General features: G+C 65.9%; 14 protein-coding genes and 1 pseudogene. 4 read left to right on the top strand and 11 right to left on the bottom strand.

Translation table 11 applies throughout. The annotated features are described in order from the left end of the window. Positions 1 to 130 precede the first annotated feature (130 nt). Positions 131 to 1,624: an NlpC/P60 family protein gene (locus P3H15_RS25820; RefSeq protein WP_276139893.1), complete on the bottom strand. Its 1,494-nt coding sequence runs from the start codon at positions 1,622 to 1,624 to the stop codon at positions 131 to 133. A gap of 379 nt (positions 1,625 to 2,003) precedes the next feature. After that, on the bottom strand, positions 2,004 to 2,612 hold the full coding sequence (locus tag P3H15_RS25815) for a DUF6676 family protein (protein ID WP_276139843.1): 609 nt from the start codon (positions 2,610 to 2,612) through the stop codon (positions 2,004 to 2,006). A gap of 307 nt (positions 2,613 to 2,919) precedes the next feature. Between P3H15_RS25815 and acnA the strand changes: the two genes are divergently transcribed. Next, on the top strand, positions 2,920 to 5,721 hold the full coding sequence (gene acnA, locus P3H15_RS25810; protein ID WP_276139842.1) for an aconitate hydratase AcnA: 2,802 nt from the start codon (positions 2,920 to 2,922) through the stop codon (positions 5,719 to 5,721). A 176-nt stretch (positions 5,722 to 5,897) separates the two neighbouring features. Beyond that, complete coding sequence (locus tag P3H15_RS25805) at positions 5,898 to 6,464, top strand: TetR/AcrR family transcriptional regulator (protein WP_072942061.1); 567 nt, start codon at positions 5,898 to 5,900, stop codon at positions 6,462 to 6,464. 25 nt (positions 6,465 to 6,489) lie between these two features. On the opposite strand, the gene P3H15_RS25800 is transcribed toward P3H15_RS25805, so the two are convergent. Next, entirely contained in the window at positions 6,490 to 6,705 is a 216-nt protein-coding gene (locus P3H15_RS25800) for a helix-turn-helix domain-containing protein (RefSeq protein WP_043825986.1), read from the bottom strand. Between the two features lie 72 nt (positions 6,706 to 6,777). After that, the gene (locus P3H15_RS25795) at positions 6,778 to 8,409 is read right to left on the bottom strand and encodes an ABC-F family ATP-binding cassette domain-containing protein (protein ID WP_276139841.1); all 1,632 of its coding nucleotides are present in this window, start codon (positions 8,407 to 8,409) and stop codon (positions 6,778 to 6,780) included. A 346-nt stretch (positions 8,410 to 8,755) separates the two neighbouring features. Between P3H15_RS25795 and P3H15_RS25790 the strand changes: the two genes are divergently transcribed. Together P3H15_RS25790 and P3H15_RS25785 are read left to right on the top strand one after the other, a co-directional pair. Then, positions 8,756 to 9,904, top strand: a complete 1,149-nt coding sequence (locus tag P3H15_RS25790) for a lycopene cyclase family protein (protein ID WP_276139840.1) — start codon at positions 8,756 to 8,758, stop codon at positions 9,902 to 9,904. 31 nt (positions 9,905 to 9,935) lie between these two features. Further along, positions 9,936 to 10,832: a Ku protein gene (locus P3H15_RS25785; protein ID WP_276139839.1), complete on the top strand. Its 897-nt coding sequence runs from the start codon at positions 9,936 to 9,938 to the stop codon at positions 10,830 to 10,832. Positions 10,833 to 11,121: 289 nt separating this feature from the next. Here the strand turns inward: P3H15_RS25785 and P3H15_RS25780 are convergent, their stop codons facing one another. The 7 genes and pseudogenes from P3H15_RS25780 to P3H15_RS25750 form a co-directional block, all read right to left on the bottom strand. Next, entirely contained in the window at positions 11,122 to 12,528 is a 1,407-nt protein-coding gene (locus P3H15_RS25780; protein WP_276139838.1) for a selenium-binding protein SBP56-related protein, read from the bottom strand. 311 nt (positions 12,529 to 12,839) lie between these two features. Then, positions 12,840 to 13,135, bottom strand: a pseudogene (locus P3H15_RS25775) (DUF4193 domain-containing protein); the annotation flags it as partial. Between the two features lie 18 nt (positions 13,136 to 13,153). Then, positions 13,154 to 14,554, bottom strand: a complete 1,401-nt coding sequence (locus tag P3H15_RS25770) for an FAD-dependent oxidoreductase (protein WP_276139837.1) — start codon at positions 14,552 to 14,554, stop codon at positions 13,154 to 13,156. Positions 14,555 to 14,570: 16 nt separating this feature from the next. Further along, entirely contained in the window at positions 14,571 to 15,458 is an 888-nt protein-coding gene (locus P3H15_RS25765) for a diiron oxygenase (protein WP_276139836.1), read from the bottom strand. 575 nt (positions 15,459 to 16,033) lie between these two features. Further along, on the bottom strand, positions 16,034 to 16,453 hold the full coding sequence (locus P3H15_RS25760; protein ID WP_276139835.1) for a metal-sulfur cluster assembly factor: 420 nt from the start codon (positions 16,451 to 16,453) through the stop codon (positions 16,034 to 16,036). Then, positions 16,450 to 16,965 carry a Fe-S cluster assembly sulfur transfer protein SufU gene (gene sufU, locus P3H15_RS25755; RefSeq protein WP_072942076.1) on the bottom strand — a complete coding sequence of 172 codons (516 nt, stop codon included), beginning with the start codon at positions 16,963 to 16,965 and terminating at the stop codon, positions 16,450 to 16,452. The genes P3H15_RS25760 and sufU overlap by 4 nt, the downstream gene beginning before the upstream one ends. Next, entirely contained in the window at positions 16,962 to 18,221 is a 1,260-nt protein-coding gene (locus tag P3H15_RS25750; RefSeq protein WP_276139834.1) for a cysteine desulfurase, read from the bottom strand. Before P3H15_RS25750 ends, sufU begins: the two co-directional genes overlap by 4 nt. Positions 18,222 to 18,226 lie beyond the last annotated feature (5 nt).

Here is an 18,226-nt window from a genome sequence, read left to right as displayed (position 1 = left end):
CCAAGAATCCACCGCTTTCACCTAGATCGTTCCGCCCGTTCACGTACTTGCTCAACTATTCCAGGTGCAAGCAACCCCCGCCGCAACCAAGCACGATCCGCACCGCGGACTACTTCATCGACATCATGGATCACGACACCATACGGACAGCGTAAGGGGTCATGCCGTCCCATCGCACCGGGGAGATCTTGACGACGTCCCCCGACTGCGGCGCCTCCAGCATCTGGTCGTCCCCGAGATACAGGGCGACGTGCTGGCTGGCGTTCGGGCCCCAGAAGAGCATGTCGCCGCGCTGCATCTCCTCCGAGGGAACCTGCTCGCCCGCGGTGTACTGATAACCGGTGTAGTGCGGCAGCGAGATGCCGATCCCGGCGAACGCGTAGATCATCAGACCGGAGCAGTCGAAGCCGACCTTGTTGAAGTCGCCGTAACTGTCGGCGACACCGCCGTCGCGGATACCCAGGGTGGGGCCTTCCTCGTCGCCGCCGCCCCACGCGTACTCCACACCGATCTGGGACAGGCCGCGGTCGATGACGGTCTCGATGGCCTCACTGCCCGTCAGGTTCTCACCGCTGATCGACGGTTTCGACTTGGGGGTGGATTTCGGCGTGGTCGTTCCCCCGCCGGTGGCGGAGTCCTCGTCCTCGGAATCGTCCTCGATCGTGGTGTGCGCCCGCTGCCCCGCGGCGAGTTCCGCGGCGCGTTGACGTGCCGCCTCGTTGGCGGCGACCCGCGCGGCGGCCTGCGTCGCGGCCTCCCGGGCCGCGGCGGCGATGGCAGCCTTCTGCGCGTCCTCGGCGCGCTTCTGCTCCTCCCACGTCGCGTACGCCTCACGCTGCCCCTGCAGCCCCGCGACGTTGCCTCGGGCGGCGTCGAGCTGGGCCTGCGCGGCCGCCCGGTTGCTCTCGATCTGCGCCTTCTTCGCTGCCTGGTCCTGCAACGCCGACCGGGCGATCGCGATCGCCTGCTCGGCCAGTGACTTCTTCGACGCGGCCTGGTCGGCGGCCACGTCCGCCTGCTGCTTCGCCTCGCGCGCCGCGGAATCCTTGTTGGCCTGCGCGGTCCGGGCGCGCTGCAGGCCCTCGAGCACCGCGTTCTGGCTGGTGGCGAGGAGTTTCAGAACCTGCGCGCGGTCCAGGACGTCACCGGGCCCCTGGGCGCCCAGGTACGTCGAGATCGCCGAGACGTTGGTACCCTGCGTGTAGCTCGACCGGGCGTACTTGTCGAAGTCCTTCTGCGCCAGTTCGATCTGTGCGCCGGCGTCGCGCAGCGCCTGCTGGGAGGCGCCGACCACACTGGCGGCCAGATCGGCGGCGCTGCGGGCGTTCTGCAGATCGACCAGCGCCCGGTTCACGTCCTCGCGCTTGATGGCGACCTCGTTGTCGAGCTGGGCGAGTTGCTGATCTGCGGAGGCGACCTGGTTGATCAGTTCGCTGACCTGCCCGAGGCCGGCCGATACCTGGGACTGGGCCTGCGCGATGTCGGAGTCGGACGGATTCGGCGGCGGGGGCGGCACTGCGGCGGCCAGGCCGGGCGTGCTGCAGACCAGCGCGCCGACGATGCCCAGTCCGATCAGGAGGCGCACGACGCGAGCGCGCCTGCGGGAGAAGCTACGGTGCCCCACTCCAGCTCGTGCTTGTCGCTTCACAACTCTCTCCCTCGGTTCTGCACCGATCGCGCAGGCCGCGCTGTGCTCGTCGTGGGGAGAAATTGCGGCAGTCACACCTTCCGTGTTTCGGCGACACCGACGTACGCCGGAACGTCGTCACTCTGAACGTCAATCACCAGTCTGCGACACTTCTTCCCCAAGAGCGCCAAATGCACCGTACGACACTTCCGGACTCTATGGAAACTTTAGTCACAAATAACACATGAGTAATTTGACCAGCGGAAATGTCGAACTGTGAATCGTCGGCGCCATTTACGCGCATCGACGCAGGCAGCGGCCGCACACGGGCGAATCGTGAAATTGCCGCCGAGTTATCCCGGGAATTCGGAAGCGGTCAGGGCTTCTGTCGCTCGTACGTCGTGCCGGCGCCCGCGGCACCGTCGCCCTTTTTCGCGGCGTCGCCGTCCTTCGAGCCGGATGCCCGGCGCGACTTCGCGAAGAACGTCGCGGCCGACGCGATGACGACGATCGCCACGATGACGGCGGTGAACAGGGCCCACGGCGGTCCCGGCTCGATCACCTCGTCGACGAAGTGATTCGCGGAGACCACCGCGTCGCCGGTGTACGTGCGGTCCTGACCCGACTCGAGCAGCACCCGGCTGATCGAATCGCTGTACGTGCCGACCCAGCTGGGGCTCAGGACCAGAACGGTGCCGCCCTCCTCCGCGCCGACCTCGGTGGCGAGGTCGCGCAGCTGCGAGTCGCGGCCGGGATCCTCGTCCAGCACCACGATGCTCAGCTTGATGCCGTGCTCGGCCGCGCGGTCGACGACGGCGGCGAGCTCACCGGTCTCGTCGGACGGTGCCGACACCCCGTCGTCGGACACGTCCGCGACCACGTCGGAGACGTCGATGTCGTCCGGAAGGTCCGTCGCGAACGGGAGGGCCGAATGGACGGGGACCGTGACACGGGCAGGAAGTGCGGTGGCGATAGGGGCAGGCATCTCTCATCCGGGTGTGCTGTAGGAACGTAAGCCTCGCGTGAACACTACGTGAGGAGTCCCCGAAGTTCCGTTCCGTGCGGGTGCGTCCCTGCCGCGGTCGTGGAGAATCGCCGGGAGTACGGGCCCGTTTCCGCCCCGGATCCTCACAGGACAAGCGTACTGTTAGACTATCGGAGGTACCGCGGTAGGGGCCGATTCCGTACATCGCTAGCACGACAGCGCACACGGATCAGCCGTGCCCGCAGTGCCTGCAGCCGTCGACACAGCCCCGTCGGTGGCGACCCTCACATAGACGAGTGGAGCTGACGTGAGCACCAGTATTGATTCATTCGGAGCAAAGGGAACCCTCGAGGTCGGTGAGAACTCATACGAGATCTTCCGACTCGCGGCCGTCCCCGGCACCGAGAAGTTGCCTTACTCCTTGAAGGTTCTCGCCGAGAACCTTCTCCGCACCGAAGACGGAGCCAACATCACCGCGGATCACATCCGCGCAATTGCAGGCTGGGATCCCTCGGCTCAGCCGAGCATCGAAATCCAGTTCACGCCGGCTCGCGTGATCATGCAGGACTTCACCGGCGTTCCCTGCGTCGTCGACCTCGCCACCATGCGTGAGGCTGTCACCACCCTCGGCGGCGACCCCAACAAGGTCAACCCGCTCTCCCCCGCCGACATGGTCATCGACCACTCGGTCATCCTCGACATCTTCGGCCAGGCCGATGCACTCGAGCGCAACGTCGACCTCGAATACGAGCGCAACGGCGAGCGTTACCAGTTCCTCCGCTGGGGTCAGGGCGCATTCGACGACTTCAAGGTCGTCCCCCCGGGAATGGGCATCGTTCACCAGGTCAACATCGAATACCTGGCACCGACCGTCATGGCACGTAACGGCCAGGCATACCCCGACACCTGTGTCGGCACCGACTCGCACACCACCATGGTCAACGGCCTGGGCGTGCTGGGCTGGGGCGTCGGCGGCATCGAGGCCGAGGCAGCCATGCTCGGCCAGCCGGTCTCCATGCTCATCCCCCGCGTCGTCGGCTTCAAGCTCTCCGGGGAGATCAAGCCCGGCGTCACCGCGACCGACGTCGTGCTCACCGCCACCGAGATGCTCCGCAAGCACGGCGTGGTCGGCAAGTTCGTCGAGTTCTACGGCAAGGGTGTTGCCGAGGTTCCGCTCGCGAACCGCGCGACCCTGGGCAACATGAGCCCCGAATTCGGTTCCACCGCAGCCATCTTCCCGATCGACAGCGAGACGATCGACTACCTGCGCCTGACCGGCCGCAGCGACGAGCAGCTCGCCCTCGTCGAGGCCTACGCCAAGGAACAGGGCCTGTGGCACGATCCCGACAACGAGCCCGTCTTCTCCGAGTACATCGAGCTCGATCTGGGAACCGTTGTTCCCTCGATCGCCGGCCCGAAGCGCCCGCAGGACCGAATCCTGTTGTCGGAGTCGAAGACCGCATTCCGCAAGGACATCCACAACTACGTGGAAGAGAACTACCCGACCGAGCACACTCAGCTCGACGAGGCCGTCGAGGAATCCTTCCCGGCGTCCGACCCCGCAGTTCTGTCGTTTGCCGATGACGGAGCAGTCGACGTTCTCTCCGCCGCCAACGGCGCAGAAGGCCGCCCGAGCAAGCCGGTTGTCGTCAAGTCCGACGCAGGCGAGTTCGTTCTCGATCACGGCGCCGTCGTCGTTGCCGGCATCACGTCCTGCACCAACACGTCCAACCCGTCGGTCATGCTCGGCGCTGCGCTGCTTGCGCGTAATGCCGTCGAGAAGGGCCTCGCCACCAAGCCGTGGGTCAAGACCAACATGGCACCCGGTTCACAGGTTGTCACCGACTACTACGAGAAGGCCGGCCTCTGGCCGTACCTCGAGAAGCTCGGCTACTACCTCGGCGGCTACGGATGCACCACGTGCATCGGCAACACCGGCCCGCTGCCCGAGGCGGTCTCCAAGGCCATCAACGACAACGACCTGTCGGTCACCGCGGTGCTCTCGGGCAACCGCAACTTCGAGGGACGCATCTCCCCCGACGTGAAGATGAACTACCTGGCCTCCCCGCCGCTCGTCATCGCCTACGGCCTTGCGGGAACCATGGACTTCGACTTCGAAACCGACTCGCTCGGCGACGACAGCGATGGCAACCCCGTGTTCCTGAAGGACATCTGGCCGTCCACGCAGGAGATCGAAGAGACCATCAAGACGGCGATCAGCCAGGACATGTTCCGCAAGTCCTACGCAACGATCTTCGCGGGCGACAGCCGCTGGCAGAACCTCTCGACCCCTGAGGGTGACACCTTCGAGTGGGACGAGAACTCGACCTACGTCCGCAAGGCTCCGTACTTCGACGGCATGCCGAAGGATCCGGCTCCGGTCAAGGACATCAAGGGCGCTCGCGTCCTCGCCCTGCTGGGCGACTCGGTCACCACCGACCACATCAGCCCGGCAGGTCCGATCAAGTCCGGCACCCCCGCCGCGCAGTACCTCGATTCCCATGGCGTCGAGCGCAAGGACTACAACTCGCTGGGCTCGCGTCGCGGCAACCACGAGGTGATGATCCGCGGAACGTTCGCGAACATCCGTCTGCGCAACCAGCTCCTCGACGACGTCTCCGGTGGTTACACCCGCGACTTCACCCAGGACGGCGGCCCGCAGGCCTTCATCTACGACGCGTCGCAGAACTACCAGAAGGCCGGCATCCCGCTGGTCGTCCTGGGCGGCAAGGAGTACGGCTCCGGATCGTCGCGTGACTGGGCCGCCAAGGGCACCAGCCTCCTCGGCGTCAAGGCCGTCATCACCGAGTCGTTCGAGCGCATCCACCGCTCCAACCTCATCGGCATGGGCGTCGTCCCGCTGCAGTTCCCGGCCGGCGAGTCGGCTGCGTCGCTGAAGCTCGACGGCACCGAGACCTTCGACATCGAAGGCGTCGAGAAGCTCAACGAGGGCGTCACCCCGAAGACCATGAAGGTCACGGCAACGCGCGAGAACGGCGAGAAGGTCGTGTTCGACGCAGTCGTACGCATCGATACCCCTGGTGAAGCGGATTACTACCGCAACGGCGGCATCCTGCAGTACGTGCTCCGCAACATGATCAAGGGCTAGGCGCTCTAGGCGCTCCGCGCCTGTGCGTGTTTCCGGCCTGAACAGGCACCGAGCGCGCACGACCACTTCGAGCGGATCTCACCGTCCCGAATGACTGGTCGTGCGCGCTCAGTGCTTGAGGTCACCTTTTCTCGCGAAGGGCCGGAAACAGTGCACAGGCCGACGAAGGAGGCACTTTGCCCAAGGTCAGTGAAGACCATCTCGCGGCCCGGCGCAGTCAGATCCTGGACGGCGCCCGCCGATGCTTTGCCGAATACGGTTACGACGGCGCCACCGTCCGCCGGCTCGAGGAAGTGACCGGACTGTCACGCGGGGCGATCTTCCATCACTTCAAGGACAAGGACGGGTTGTTCCTCGCGCTCGCCCACGAGGACGCGACCAGGATGGCCGACGTGGTCGCCCACGAGGGTCTCGTCCAGGTGATGCGGGACATGCTCGCCCAGCCCGACCAGTTCGACTGGCTGGGAACCCGACTCGAAATCGCCCGGCGGCTGCGGAACGATCCCGACTTCCGCAGAAGCTGGTCGCAACGGTCGGCGGAACTGACCGAGGCGACCATGGCACGCCTCGCGCGGCAGAAGTCGGCCGGCCGCCTCCGCGACGACGTGCCGACCGACGTCCTCATCGGCTACCTGGACCTGGTGCTCGACGGCCTCGTCGCGCGCATCGCCTCCGGGCACGCCGGTGACAACCTGTCGGCCGTGCTCGACCTCGTCGAGGAATCCGTCCGACGCCGCGACTGACACGGCACTCCCCCACCGACACCGGTCAGGTCTTACGACGGTGAGCTCCGCCTCGTCCGCGGAGCTCCACCTCGGACTCCGCGAGAATGTTGCGGACGAACCCGTACGACCGCCCCATTTCCCGGGCGAGGGAACGAATACTCGCCCCGGCCTGATAGCGCTGTTTCAGCTCCGCCTGCAGATCGGCACGCGACGGTCCCGTGATCCGAGCGCTCTTGGCGAAGACCCCGATGTCAGCCATGAACTCCTCCAGTCGGCGAGCGACGGTGGTTTCCACGGTAGAGCGGAGCGACCGCGATATCTACGCGCCGGCTCAGGCGAGCTGAATCAGTTCCAGGTAGTCCTGCGACCAGTGGTCCTCGGTGCCGTCGGGCAGGAGGATGACCCGCTCCGGGTCGAGCGCCTCGGCGGCACCCGGGTCGTGGGTCACCAGCACGACTGCACCGGTGTAGCTGCGGAGCGCGTCGAGCACCTGTTCGCGGGAAACGGGGTCGAGGTTGTTCGTCGGCTCGTCGAGCAGCAGGACGTTCGCCGCCGACGACACGAGCCCCGCGAGCGCGAGGCGGGTCTTCTCACCACCGGACAGTGTGCCTGCCGGCTGCTCGAGCTGCGGGCCGGTGAACATGAACGCACCGAGCAGCGAACGCAGCTCCTGCTCCCCCGTGTCCGGCGCCGCGTGGCGAATGTTCTCCCACACCGACGCGTTGTCGTCGAGGGTGTCGTGTTCCTGCGCGAAGTAGCCGATCTTCAGTCCGTGGCCGGGGACGAGTCCCCCGGCGTCGGGGGACTCGACGCCGCCGAGGATGCGCAGCAGCGTCGTCTTACCCGCACCGTTGAGGCCGAGCACGACGACGCGTGACCCACGGTCGATCGCGAGGTCCACGCCGGTGAAGATCTCGAGCGACCCGTAGACCTTGGTCAGGTTCTCCGCCATCAGCGGCGTCTTGCCGCACGCGGCCGGCTCGGGGAACCGGATCCGGGCCACCTTGTCGGACACGCGTTCCGCGTCGAGGTTCGACATCAGCTTGTCGGCGCGCTTCGCCATGTTCTGCGCCGCCACGGCCTTGGTGGCCTTCGCGCCGAGCTTCGCGGCCTGCGCGCGGAGCGCTCCGGCCTTCTTCTCCGCGTTCGCGCGCTCACGCCGTCGACGCTGCTCGTCCGTCGCGCGGGCGTCGAGGTACTTCTTCCAGCTCATGTTGTACACGTCGGCCTCGCCGCGTACGGCGTCGAGGAACCACACCCGGTTCACGACGTCGTTGAGCAGATCGACGTCGTGGCTGATCACGATCAGACCACCCTCGTGGTTCTGCAGGAATCCCCGCAGCCACGTGATCGAGTCGGCGTCGAGGTGGTTGGTGGGCTCGTCGAGCAGCAGGGTCGTGTCCGACCGCCCGCCGCTGCCGTCCGACGCGGCGAACAGGATGCGCGCCAATTCGACTCGGCGGCGCTGACCACCGGACAGGGTGTGCAGTTGCTGACCGAGGATGCGGTCGGCCAGTCCGAGGCTGTTGCAGATGCGCGCCGCCTCGCTCTCGGCCTCGTACCCGCCGAGGGCGGAGAACCGGTCTTCGAGGTTGCCGTACTTGCGGACCGCCTTGTCGCGTTCGGCGTCGTCCACGACCTCCGACATCAGGATCTGCTGCTTCTCCATGTCCCGCAGCAGCGAGTCGAGACCGCGCGCGGACAACACCCGGTCCTTCGCGAGGACGTCGAGGTCACCTTCCTTCGGGTCCTGCGGGAGGTACCCGAGGTCGCCGGTGCGTACGACGGCTCCCGCGTACGGCTCCCCCTCCCCCGCGAGGATGCGGAGGGTGGTCGTCTTGCCGGCACCGTTACGGCCGACCAGCCCGATGCGGTCGCCGGGCTGTACCCGCAAAGCCGGCCCGGGAGCAGACAGCAACGTCCGCACTCCAGCTCGAACTTCCAGGTCGGTAGCGGTGATCAACAAGAACTCCTAGGAAAATGACACAGGCGCTGAATGAGAGAAACTGCGCAAAGAACACACGAACCAGCGATTTTACCCGACCACTGCCCGCTCGGACCACGCGCGCCAGTGATCCCGCTAACGTTCGCCGCCGTGCCCGACCCCCCGGCGACCTCCGGCCCGGTCTTCGTTGCTGAATGGAACGTGCAAAGTGCTGTCCGGACCAGCGCACGGTGGTGAGTTCTGTTGGTTCGATGGTGAGCTGTCCAACCGAGAATTCGGGAAACTACGCACTTCCGTCTCGGTCCGACTATGGAATCGGGTCACATGGCGGCGGAAAACTCGGCAGTCGTGACAGGCTGGCGGCGTGACAGCCACTTCCCGTCCGCCGATCTGGGACGTTGCGATCGTCGGCCTCGGTCCCGCCGGCCGCGCCCTCGCCCACCGGGCCACCGCCCTCGGTTCGGCAGTCGTATCGGTCGATCCCCTCCCCCGCAGATCGTGGACCGCGACGTATGCCGCCTGGGAAGACGAACTCCCCGACTGGCTCCCGCGGGATGCCGTCGCGACGAGAACCGACCGCCCGGCAGCGTGGACAATGCGCCGCCACACCATCGACCGCACCTACTGCGTTTTGAATACATATAGGCTGCAATCAATACTCGGTGACGATTGCGGAACTGTTATCGCAGGTAGAGCCGTGGACCTCTCCCCCACCTCCGTCCGACTGGACGACGGTTCGACGCTGAACGCTCACGCCGTCGTCGATGCCCGGGGTACGGGCGACAGCCCCGACCTCGCCCAGCAGACGGCGTACGGCGTCGTAGTGGACCCCGGCACGGCCGCACACGCACTGGGCGGCGAGGCCGCGGTGTTCATGGATTGGCGCCGCGACAACGGCACGTCATCCACGGACGCGCCGTCCTTCCTCTACGGGGTCCCGCTCACCCGGGACCGGTTCCTGCTCGAGGAGACCTGCCTCGTCGGCCGGCCCCCACTCCCGATCTCCGAACTCGCCACCAGACTCCACGACCGGCTCCGGGCGCGCGGCATCACCGTGCCGTCCCATTCGGACGTCGAGCGCGTGAGGTTCGCCGTGGAGCCACCACCCGAGGCCGGTCGTTCCCACAGCTCGGACCAGGTTCGCTTCGGAGCCCGCGCCGGGCTGATGCACCCCGGCACCGGCTACAGCGTCGCCGCGTCACTTCTGTACGCAGATGCCCTGGCCCGGGACCTTCGTGACGGCTCGAACGCGCGACTGTGGCCGTGGAAGGCGCGCGCCGTCGCGTCACTGCGATCGATCGGCTTGCGCGTCCTTCTGGATCTGGGGCCCGAGCACGTCCCCGAATTCTTCGGGCATTTCTTCGATCTGCCGCCACAACTGCAGGCCGCATATCTGTCCGAACGGTCGAATCCGCGTGGAACACTGTCGGCAATGGGCCGGATGTTTCTCGCATCCTCCGGCGATATCCGCGGTGTGATTCTCCGTTCCACGCTTCGCCGGGAAGTTCGATGAACTGTCGCGCGAACGCGAAAAGGAGACCATCATGGAACGCATGCGGTCGATATGGAAGGGCTCGATAGCGTTCGGACTCGTGAACGTGCCGGTCAAGGTCTATTCGGCAACCGAAGATCACGACATCAGATTTCACCAGGTCCATGCCAAGGACGGCGGCCGGATCAAATACAACCGCGTGTGCTCCGAATGCGGCAACGTCGTCCAATACGCCGATATCGACAAGGCCTACGACTCCGATGACGGGGTCCGCGTGGTGTTGACCGACGACGATTTCGGCAAGTTACCCGCCGCCGAGAAACACGAGATTCCCGTTCTGCAGTTCGTGCCGACCGAACAGATCGACCCCATTCTGTTCGAGAAGAGTTACTTCCTCGAACCGGATTCCAGCTCTCCGAAGGCCTATGTCCTACTCGCCACTGCCCTCGAGAACAGCGACCGCACCGCTCTCGTCCACTTCACGCTCCGCCAGCGCACTCGACTGGCCGCGATGCGCTCGCGGGACGGAGTGCTGGTGATCCAGACTCTGCTGTGGCCGGACGAGGTACGCGCGGCCGAGTTCTCCTCACTCGACGACGTGGACAGGCCGAAGGCGAAGGAACTCGCGATGGCCGAGACCCTCGTCGACAGCATGGCCGACGACTTCGACCCCACCGAATTCACCGACGACTACCAGGTGCAGTTGCGTGAACTGCTCGACGAGATGATCGAGTCGGGCGGCAAGAAGGTCATTCCCGTCGCCGAGGTCGAGAAGAGCGGCGAGGACGCCGAAGTGGTGGATCTCGTCGCCGCACTGCAGCGCAGCGTCGATGCCGCGGGGAAGAAGGCCGCACCCGCCAAGAAGACGCCGGCGAAGAAGGCCCCGGCCAAGACCGCGGCGAAGAAGGCCACAGCGAAGTCGTCCACCTCGGAACGCAAACGCGCCTGAACCGACGACAGGGCGCGGCCGGACGGCCCCGGAACTCCTCAGATCCGGCGCGGCTCGAAGAAGACGTGGCCACCGCCTCCGAAAGGTGCACACCTCGCTCACGGCGGCACCCCGACGTGTCACCGAGAACCGTTGCCCAGCCGGGGAATCCGGCTGCCCCTCATCAGGTGTCGGCGATGGGCGTGATCACGTACGGCCCGCATCCGACCACCGCCGCGAGGACATGGAATTGAGCCGAACCCCGGTGCTCGCGGCGCAGGGCGCGGCGCGCCGACGCCGATGCCGACTGCTACCGGTAGCAGTAGGAATCGGACGAGGCATCGCCGCCCTGGAGGCGAACCTGGTGTACCCGCAGACCCCGAAAGTCCTCGTCATGGGGGAAGAAGGCCTCGTCGACGGTCATTCCGCCGCGAGGATCGGCGTGCATCTCGGCCATCCAGGCACCAACGCCGTCCGGGTAGAACTGATCGTCCCAGGCGCCGTACAGGGAGTTGGTGACGTAGACCCGCCGACCATCACGGCTGATCTCGACCATCTGTGGGCCACCGGACAGCGACCGGTTCGGTGCCGCCGGATGAGCGCTGTGGCCCACGATCCCTCCGAGCCGGACGGACCCGGTCTCTATGGGGCTGGCCGGGTCGTGCACGTCGAACTGTTTGAGTTCCCCGATACCCCAGCACGAGACGTAGAGGAATTTGTCGTCGACCGACAGGTCGATATCGGTCACCAGCGGTGGCACCGCACCGAACGGTTTCAGCGCAGGCGGCAACAGGTCGGGATCGGCCGGCTCGGCCGGGATGGTGATCACCTTGTCCACCGCCCAGCTGTCCCTGTCGCGGTGCCAACGCCACACCGAGGCCGACAGATCCTCGGTCGAGATCACCACGCCGAGGAATCCCCACGTGGCCTCCGGGTCGTGCGACGGGCGTAGCTCGAGCGGCATCTGGTGCTGCGCGCCGAGGTCCACTCGTTGCTGATGCTTGCCGGTGCCGAGGTCCCAGAAATGGATCGCGTGGCCGTACTTGTTCTCCAGCAACAGCTCCGGTACCAGCCCGTCCTCGATCATCGACGGCGTGCCCCACTCGCTGCTGATCAGTGTGTTCTGGTTGAGATGCCACCAGGCGTCGTACGCGAGATATTGAGGCCCCCGGTCGGTCTCCCATTGCCGGAGCACACCGAATGTGGAGTGATCGAGCAGTGCGATCCCGCCCGGCCCGTCCGATTCGTCGGCACCGCCGAGGCAGGTCATGAACACGCCGTCCGGCCCGCAGTGCAACGTGTGTGGTCGGGAGTAACCGGCCTTGGCTGCGAGCTCGGCGCTGTCCACGATCTTGGCCAGCGTGGGCTGGCGTGGATCGGGCCGAGTATCGAACACATACAGGTGGGACGAGCGCAGACCCGGCACGATCAGGTACCGGCGAGCCAACCCCTCCAGGTGGTGACCCTCGTGTTTCAGCGCGCTGCTACAGGCGTTCCAGCCGAAGTGGTGCAACTCGTTGCCCCGATGGGGTACCTCGGTCCAGCCCACCACCCGGCCGTATGTGCCCGAGCCGGGATCCACGTCGATCACGCTCAGCGCATCGGGCTTCTCCGCTGCGCGATCGAACGCGACCACGTAGGCCAGTTGCTCCGGCGCGGCGGCGGCGGCCTCGGCTGCGCTGCGATAGAAGGTCGGGTCCATGGTTGGCTGATTCATCTCAGCCTCCTCCGTCGTATCGATACGACGAGGCCCGCTCATACCTCCTGCTACAAGTACCGCAACCCGCGCCCACGGGGGCGCAGCGATGAGAGAGGACGCACGGGCTCTCGGTGTACACCAAACCCGTCTGCGCGAACGAACACCCGCCCGTCTACCGCGTACCGGGACATGGATACCCACTAAGGATAGGAGAAGCGGACGGCGGGCGGAACCGGCTCGCCCCGGCGACTCCAGCTCGTGCGGGAATCCCGCATAGATATGCAGTCACACATGGCCCGGTTGTGAAATCCCAACATACTGGGATGTGCTCAGCCGGCGCAGTCCAGGTAGACCATCTGCCCACCGGCCGTGCCCGCGAGGCGGCTGCGGTGATGGACGAGAAAACAACTGGTGCAGGTGAATTCGCCTGCCTCCTCGGGAATCTCCCGTACCGTGATTGCCTCGCCGGACAGGTCGGTCCCGGGCAGCTCGAACGACTCCGCGGTGTCCGTCTCGTCGACGTCGATGACGGCCGACTGTGATTCGTTCCCACTGGCCTCGAGCTGGTCGAGCGAGTCCTCGATGGCTCGTCGTCGGTGTAGCTAACTCTGGGTGCGTCGTAGTCGGCCGGCCGACCCGGGCGTCACACCCGCGAGTGCAGGTCTGCGGCGAGCTGTGTCACGGTCCCCGAGGCGCAGCTGCGGTTGTCGCCGACGCCGCCGGAGGCGCCTCGTTTCGCCCAGCCGACGACATACAGTCCGTCGAGCGGTTCGCCTGTCTCGATCGAGATCACTCGCCCTCGGCGGTTGGGCACCCGCCCCCGCTCGTCGACGGGGATGCCGTCGATCTGCTTCGTCGTGAATCCGGTCGCGCATATCGCGGAGTCCGCGAGGAAGGTCCGACCGGTCGTCGTGGTGACCGCGACGCCGCCGGCCGCTGTCTTCCCGAGATCGGTCACCTCCTGCCCGAAGGACAACACCACGCGCAGCAGGCCTGCGGCGGTGGCGGTCGGGCCGTCTGCCGCGCAAAGATCGACAGCGGGCAGGGCGGAGAGGTCACGGAGCAACGGGGTGTCCGCACCGGCGACCGGCGGGCGGCCGGAGCGGTCGATCAGCACCTCGGCATTCTCGAGGTCCAGAAGTTCGTAGAACGCCGACGGCGTGAAGGAGGCGCGATCCGGGGCCGATCGCGACAACACGACCACCTCCGTCACCGCTCGGGCCGCGGCACCTCGGTCGAGTGTCTTGGCCATCCATCGGATGACATCGAAGGCGACGTTTCCCGCCCCGATCACGATGGATCTCGGTCCCAGCGGTCCGTGCGGGCGGATACCGGACACCCCACAGTTCTCGGCCACCAGAATGTCGATGGCCTCATGGACACCCTCGCCGCGATCCGCAGTCGTGGGTCCGAGTCTGCGCGGTTGTGAAGCGCCACACGCGAGCACTACGGCGTCGAATCCGGTCCGAAGGTCGTCGACCGAGACATCCACACCGACTTCTGTGTTGTGGATGATCGTGACGCGATCGTCGCTGAAGGGCACGTCGAAGAGCCGGATCATGTCGCGAACGCCGACGTGGTCCCGGGAGACACCCCGGCGCAGTAGGCCCCCGATCTCGCCGTGCTGTTCGAAGACGGTGATGCGTACCGAGGTCGATCGCCGGAGGAGTTCGCGAACGGTGTACATCGCCGCCGGCCCGGATCCAACGACGGCGATCCTCAGCCTGTCGCTCGGCCTGCCCAGCGGTTGCTCGAAGCGGATCCGTCGCGACAGGGGCCGGGACTCGGGAGCCTGCTCGAAGAACTCTGCGTTGCGGGCCGCGTCGCGCCGCTCGGTGAGGGTCAACGTCCACTCGGGTTTGATGGCAGACGCCGGGCAGGCCTCGACGCAGGCAGTGCAATCGATACACGAGCGCGGGTCGATGAACAACGTCTCGGCCGACTCGAAACCCGCTTCACCCGGGGCGGGATGAATGCAGTTCTGCGGGCACACCCGCACGCACGAGGCATCCTTACAGCAATGCCCCAGGACAACGTGGGTCACAACGACTCCTGCTTGCTCAGAGAAGATTCGATTTTCGGTAGATCCATCGCGCGCCGAAATTCAGCAGCCCTTCTCTGCTCAGGAATTCGATAAACGGTTCTGCGGCCCTGCGGAACATTATCCGGTGGTGTTCGTTTGCGTCGATTTCCGCGCCCACGACCTTCCAATCCAGGCCGAGATCCTCGTATATTCGACGATTGATCAGGCTCTTCGCGATGAGATGCGTTCCCAACGCGATGACCAGGGTGCTGATAAACCGTCGGACGCGCGAAATCGTGATCAACCGAGTCCGGATTTTCTGACGCGCATACGCCATGTGCCGGGCTTCCTCGACAACATGGATATAGCAAGCCCTGCGGATGGGCGCGGCAACGTCTTCGCTCGCCATCCAGTCGCGTTGCATGACGTCGAAGATCTCTTCTCCGGCCAGTACGATTCCGTACGCCACCTCGTCCCACGCGATGGTCCGAAACAGCCATCCGAAAAAATCCAGTGAGCGGTCGCGTTTGTAGAAATGCGATCCGATGCTGAGGATGACGTTGACGAACATCAACGAGTGCAGATTCTCGTCGGCGCATTCATTGAACAGAAACTTGACGTCCGGGCGGGCGGGGTCCGCACTGTGGCTCGCACGCAGCAATGCCACCTGCAATCCCACCTCCAGCCAGATTCCGACGCCCAGGAACTGCGCAACCTCGCTTCTGGTGAGGCGGACGCGCTCCGGCTCGGTCATGGAGTCCCACGTAGCGGTGCCGAACAGAGGCGACCACTCAGGTGTCATCCCGTGAAATTCGACGCCACCTGAATCGGGCTCGCAAACCAGGGGGTCCCGCGGATCGAATGAGAGGCGCTTGGCCGATTCCAAGAGAGTCTCGAATATCGCATCGCTTCCGGATGTCGTCACCCTTTCTTCACTCCTATATTCCGTTCCAATCGAATCTCGAATCGATTAGAGCTAATGTGATTAGCTCGGGTGCATAACTCACCCTGCGCTCCGTCTCAACTGCGTTCCGCCCGGCATTCGAGTCGGTTACGGCAGCAAACGCAGAACGTGCAGCAGCGTACCCCGCCACCGACTCGACGATCAGGTTGCGTCATCCACTGAATTGATCTCGAATGTTTCGGCGTTTTCATGAGAATTTAAGTAACACGCAGTTGTTCTGGGAAACCATGACACTGCCGCTCTTGAACGAGTCGACGCCGACCACCGCGCTCGGTGTAGCACTGGTCCGCAAGAGATCCGCGCTGCTCGCGTTCGCCACCCCAACTGGCCGATACCGGCGCATCAGACCCGGAGTCGCCCGTGCTCACCGCCCCGGCGGTGCGCCGGGACCGAGGTCGGCACCGGGTCGCACTGGGCGGTGTCATGTCCCGCTCCGAGTGGGCCAGGGAGTCTATCGTCACACCGTTCGGGCACCGAGAAAAAGGGGCTCGGCGAGATGATTCTCGCCGAGCCCCTCCGTCAACGGTGGTGGGTCGTCAGACCGTGAAACCGAGGGCGCGCAACTGCTCGCGGCCGTCCTCGGTGATCTTGTCGGGCCCCCACGGCGGGAGCCACACCCAGTTGATCTTCAGTTCGTTGCACAGACCGCTGCGCACGAGTGCACCGCGGGACTGGTCCTCGATGACGTCGGTCAGCGGGCACGCCGCCGACGTGAGGGTCATGTCGAGGGTCACGACGTCCTCGTCCTCGGTGATCCCGTACACCAGGCCGAGATCGACGACGTTGATGCCGAGTTCGGGATCGACGACGTCACGCATCGCCTCCTCGAGCTCCTCCAGGCGTTTCGGGTCGGTGATCGCACCCAATGCGGCGGGCGCGGATTCGCCGCCCTGGTCCGCCTGCGCCTGCTCCGGTGCGGCTGTGGCGTCCGCCTGCGGCGTCTGCGTCTCGCTCATGATGCCTGTCCTCCGATTCGAGCTGGTTCGCCGTCTGCTGTCGGAACGGCCGAATCCTGTTCGTCCACGACCCGGTCGTCCACTATCTGAACAACCGCGTCCTTGAATGCCATCCATCCCAGCAACGCGCACTTCACGCGGGCCGGGTACTTCGAGACACCGACGAAGGCGATGCCGTCCCCGAGGACGTCCTCGTCCCCCTCGACGGTACCGCGGCTGCTGACCATTTCGTTGAACGCGGCAACGGTCTGCAGCGCCTGCTCGACGGGCATCCCCACCACCTGATCGGTGAGCACCGAAGTCGACGCCTGACTGATGGAGCAGCCCTGGCCGTCGTACGACACATCCACCACCGTGCCGTCGTCGGCGAGTTGCACGCGCAACGTCACCTCGTCGCCGCACGTCGGGTTGACGTGGTGGACTTCGGCGCCGAACGGTTCACGAAGGCCGCGGCCGTGGGGATGCTTGTAGTGGTCCAGGATCACTTCCTGGTACATCTGTTCCATTCTCATGCAGGAACCTCCCCGAAGAACTCCTGGGCGCGCCGCACCGCCGCCGCGAGCGCGGCGACCTCGTCGACCGTGTTGTACAGCGCGAACGACGCCCTCGCCGTGGCCGCGACACCGAAATGCCGGTGCAGGGGCCAGGCGCAGTGGTGGCCGACGCGGATGGCGACGCCCTCGTCGTCGAGGATCTGGCCGAGATCGTGGGCGTGGATCCCGTCGACCACGAACGACACTGCCCCGCCACGGTTCTCGGCGGTCGTGGGTCCGATGATGCGCACGCCGTCGATGGCGCCGAGCGCGGCCAGTGCCGCCTCGACCAGGGTGTGCTCGTGCGCGGCGACCGCATCCATCCCGATCTCGTCGAGATACCGGACCGCGGCGCCGAGACCGACCACCTGCGAAGTCATCGGAACGCCGGCCTCGAACCGCTGCGGCGGCGGCGCGTAGGTGGTGCGTTCCATCGTGACGGTCTCGATCATCGAGCCGCCGGTGATGAACGGCGGCATCGCGTTCAGCAGTTCGCGGCGCCCGTACAGCACACCCACGCCGGACGGGCCGAGCATCTTGTGCCCGGAGAACGCCGCGTAGTCGACTCCGAGCGCGTGGAAGTCCACCGCCATGTGCGGGACGGACTGGCAGGCGTCGAGCACCACCAGTGCGCCGACCGCGCGGGCGCGGCGGACCAGTTCCTCGACCGGTGCCACCGCCCCGGTCACGTTGGACTGGTGGGTGAACGACACGACCTTGACGGCATCGGTCAACTCGAGCGAGTCGAGATCGATGCGGCCGTCGTCGGTGACGCCGTACCAGCGCAACGTGGCACCGGTGCTGCGCGCGAGCTCCTGCCACGGCACCAGGTTGGCGTGATGCTCGAGCTCGGTGATGACGATCTCGTCGCCGGGACCGAGGTGCCGTTCGAAGCGATCGTCGCCGAGGACGTGGGTGACGAGGTTGAGGGACTCCGTCGCGTTCTTGGTGAACACGAGTTCGTCGCTGTCGACGCCGACGAACTCGGCGATCGCCGCCCGCGCGTTCTCGTACGCGTCCGTGGCTTCTTCGGCGAGCTGGTGAGCGCCTCGGTGCACGGCGGCGTTACAGGTGGTGAGAAACTCCCTCTCGGCGTCGAGCACCTGGTTCGGGCGCTGCGATGTGGCACCCGAATCGAGGTACACCAGCGGTTTTCCGTCGCGGACCGTACGCGCCAGGATCGGGAAGTCCTCCCGGATCCGGGTGACGTCGAATACGCGCACCGAGGTGGTCATCTGCG

It is taken from the genome of Rhodococcus sp. T2V (genome assembly GCF_029269925.1).
Lineage (GTDB): Bacteria > Actinomycetota > Actinomycetes > Mycobacteriales > Mycobacteriaceae > Rhodococcus_F > Rhodococcus_F koreensis.
Note: the sequence above shows the minus strand (reverse complement) of the source record. Positions and strands in the feature narration are given on the sequence as shown.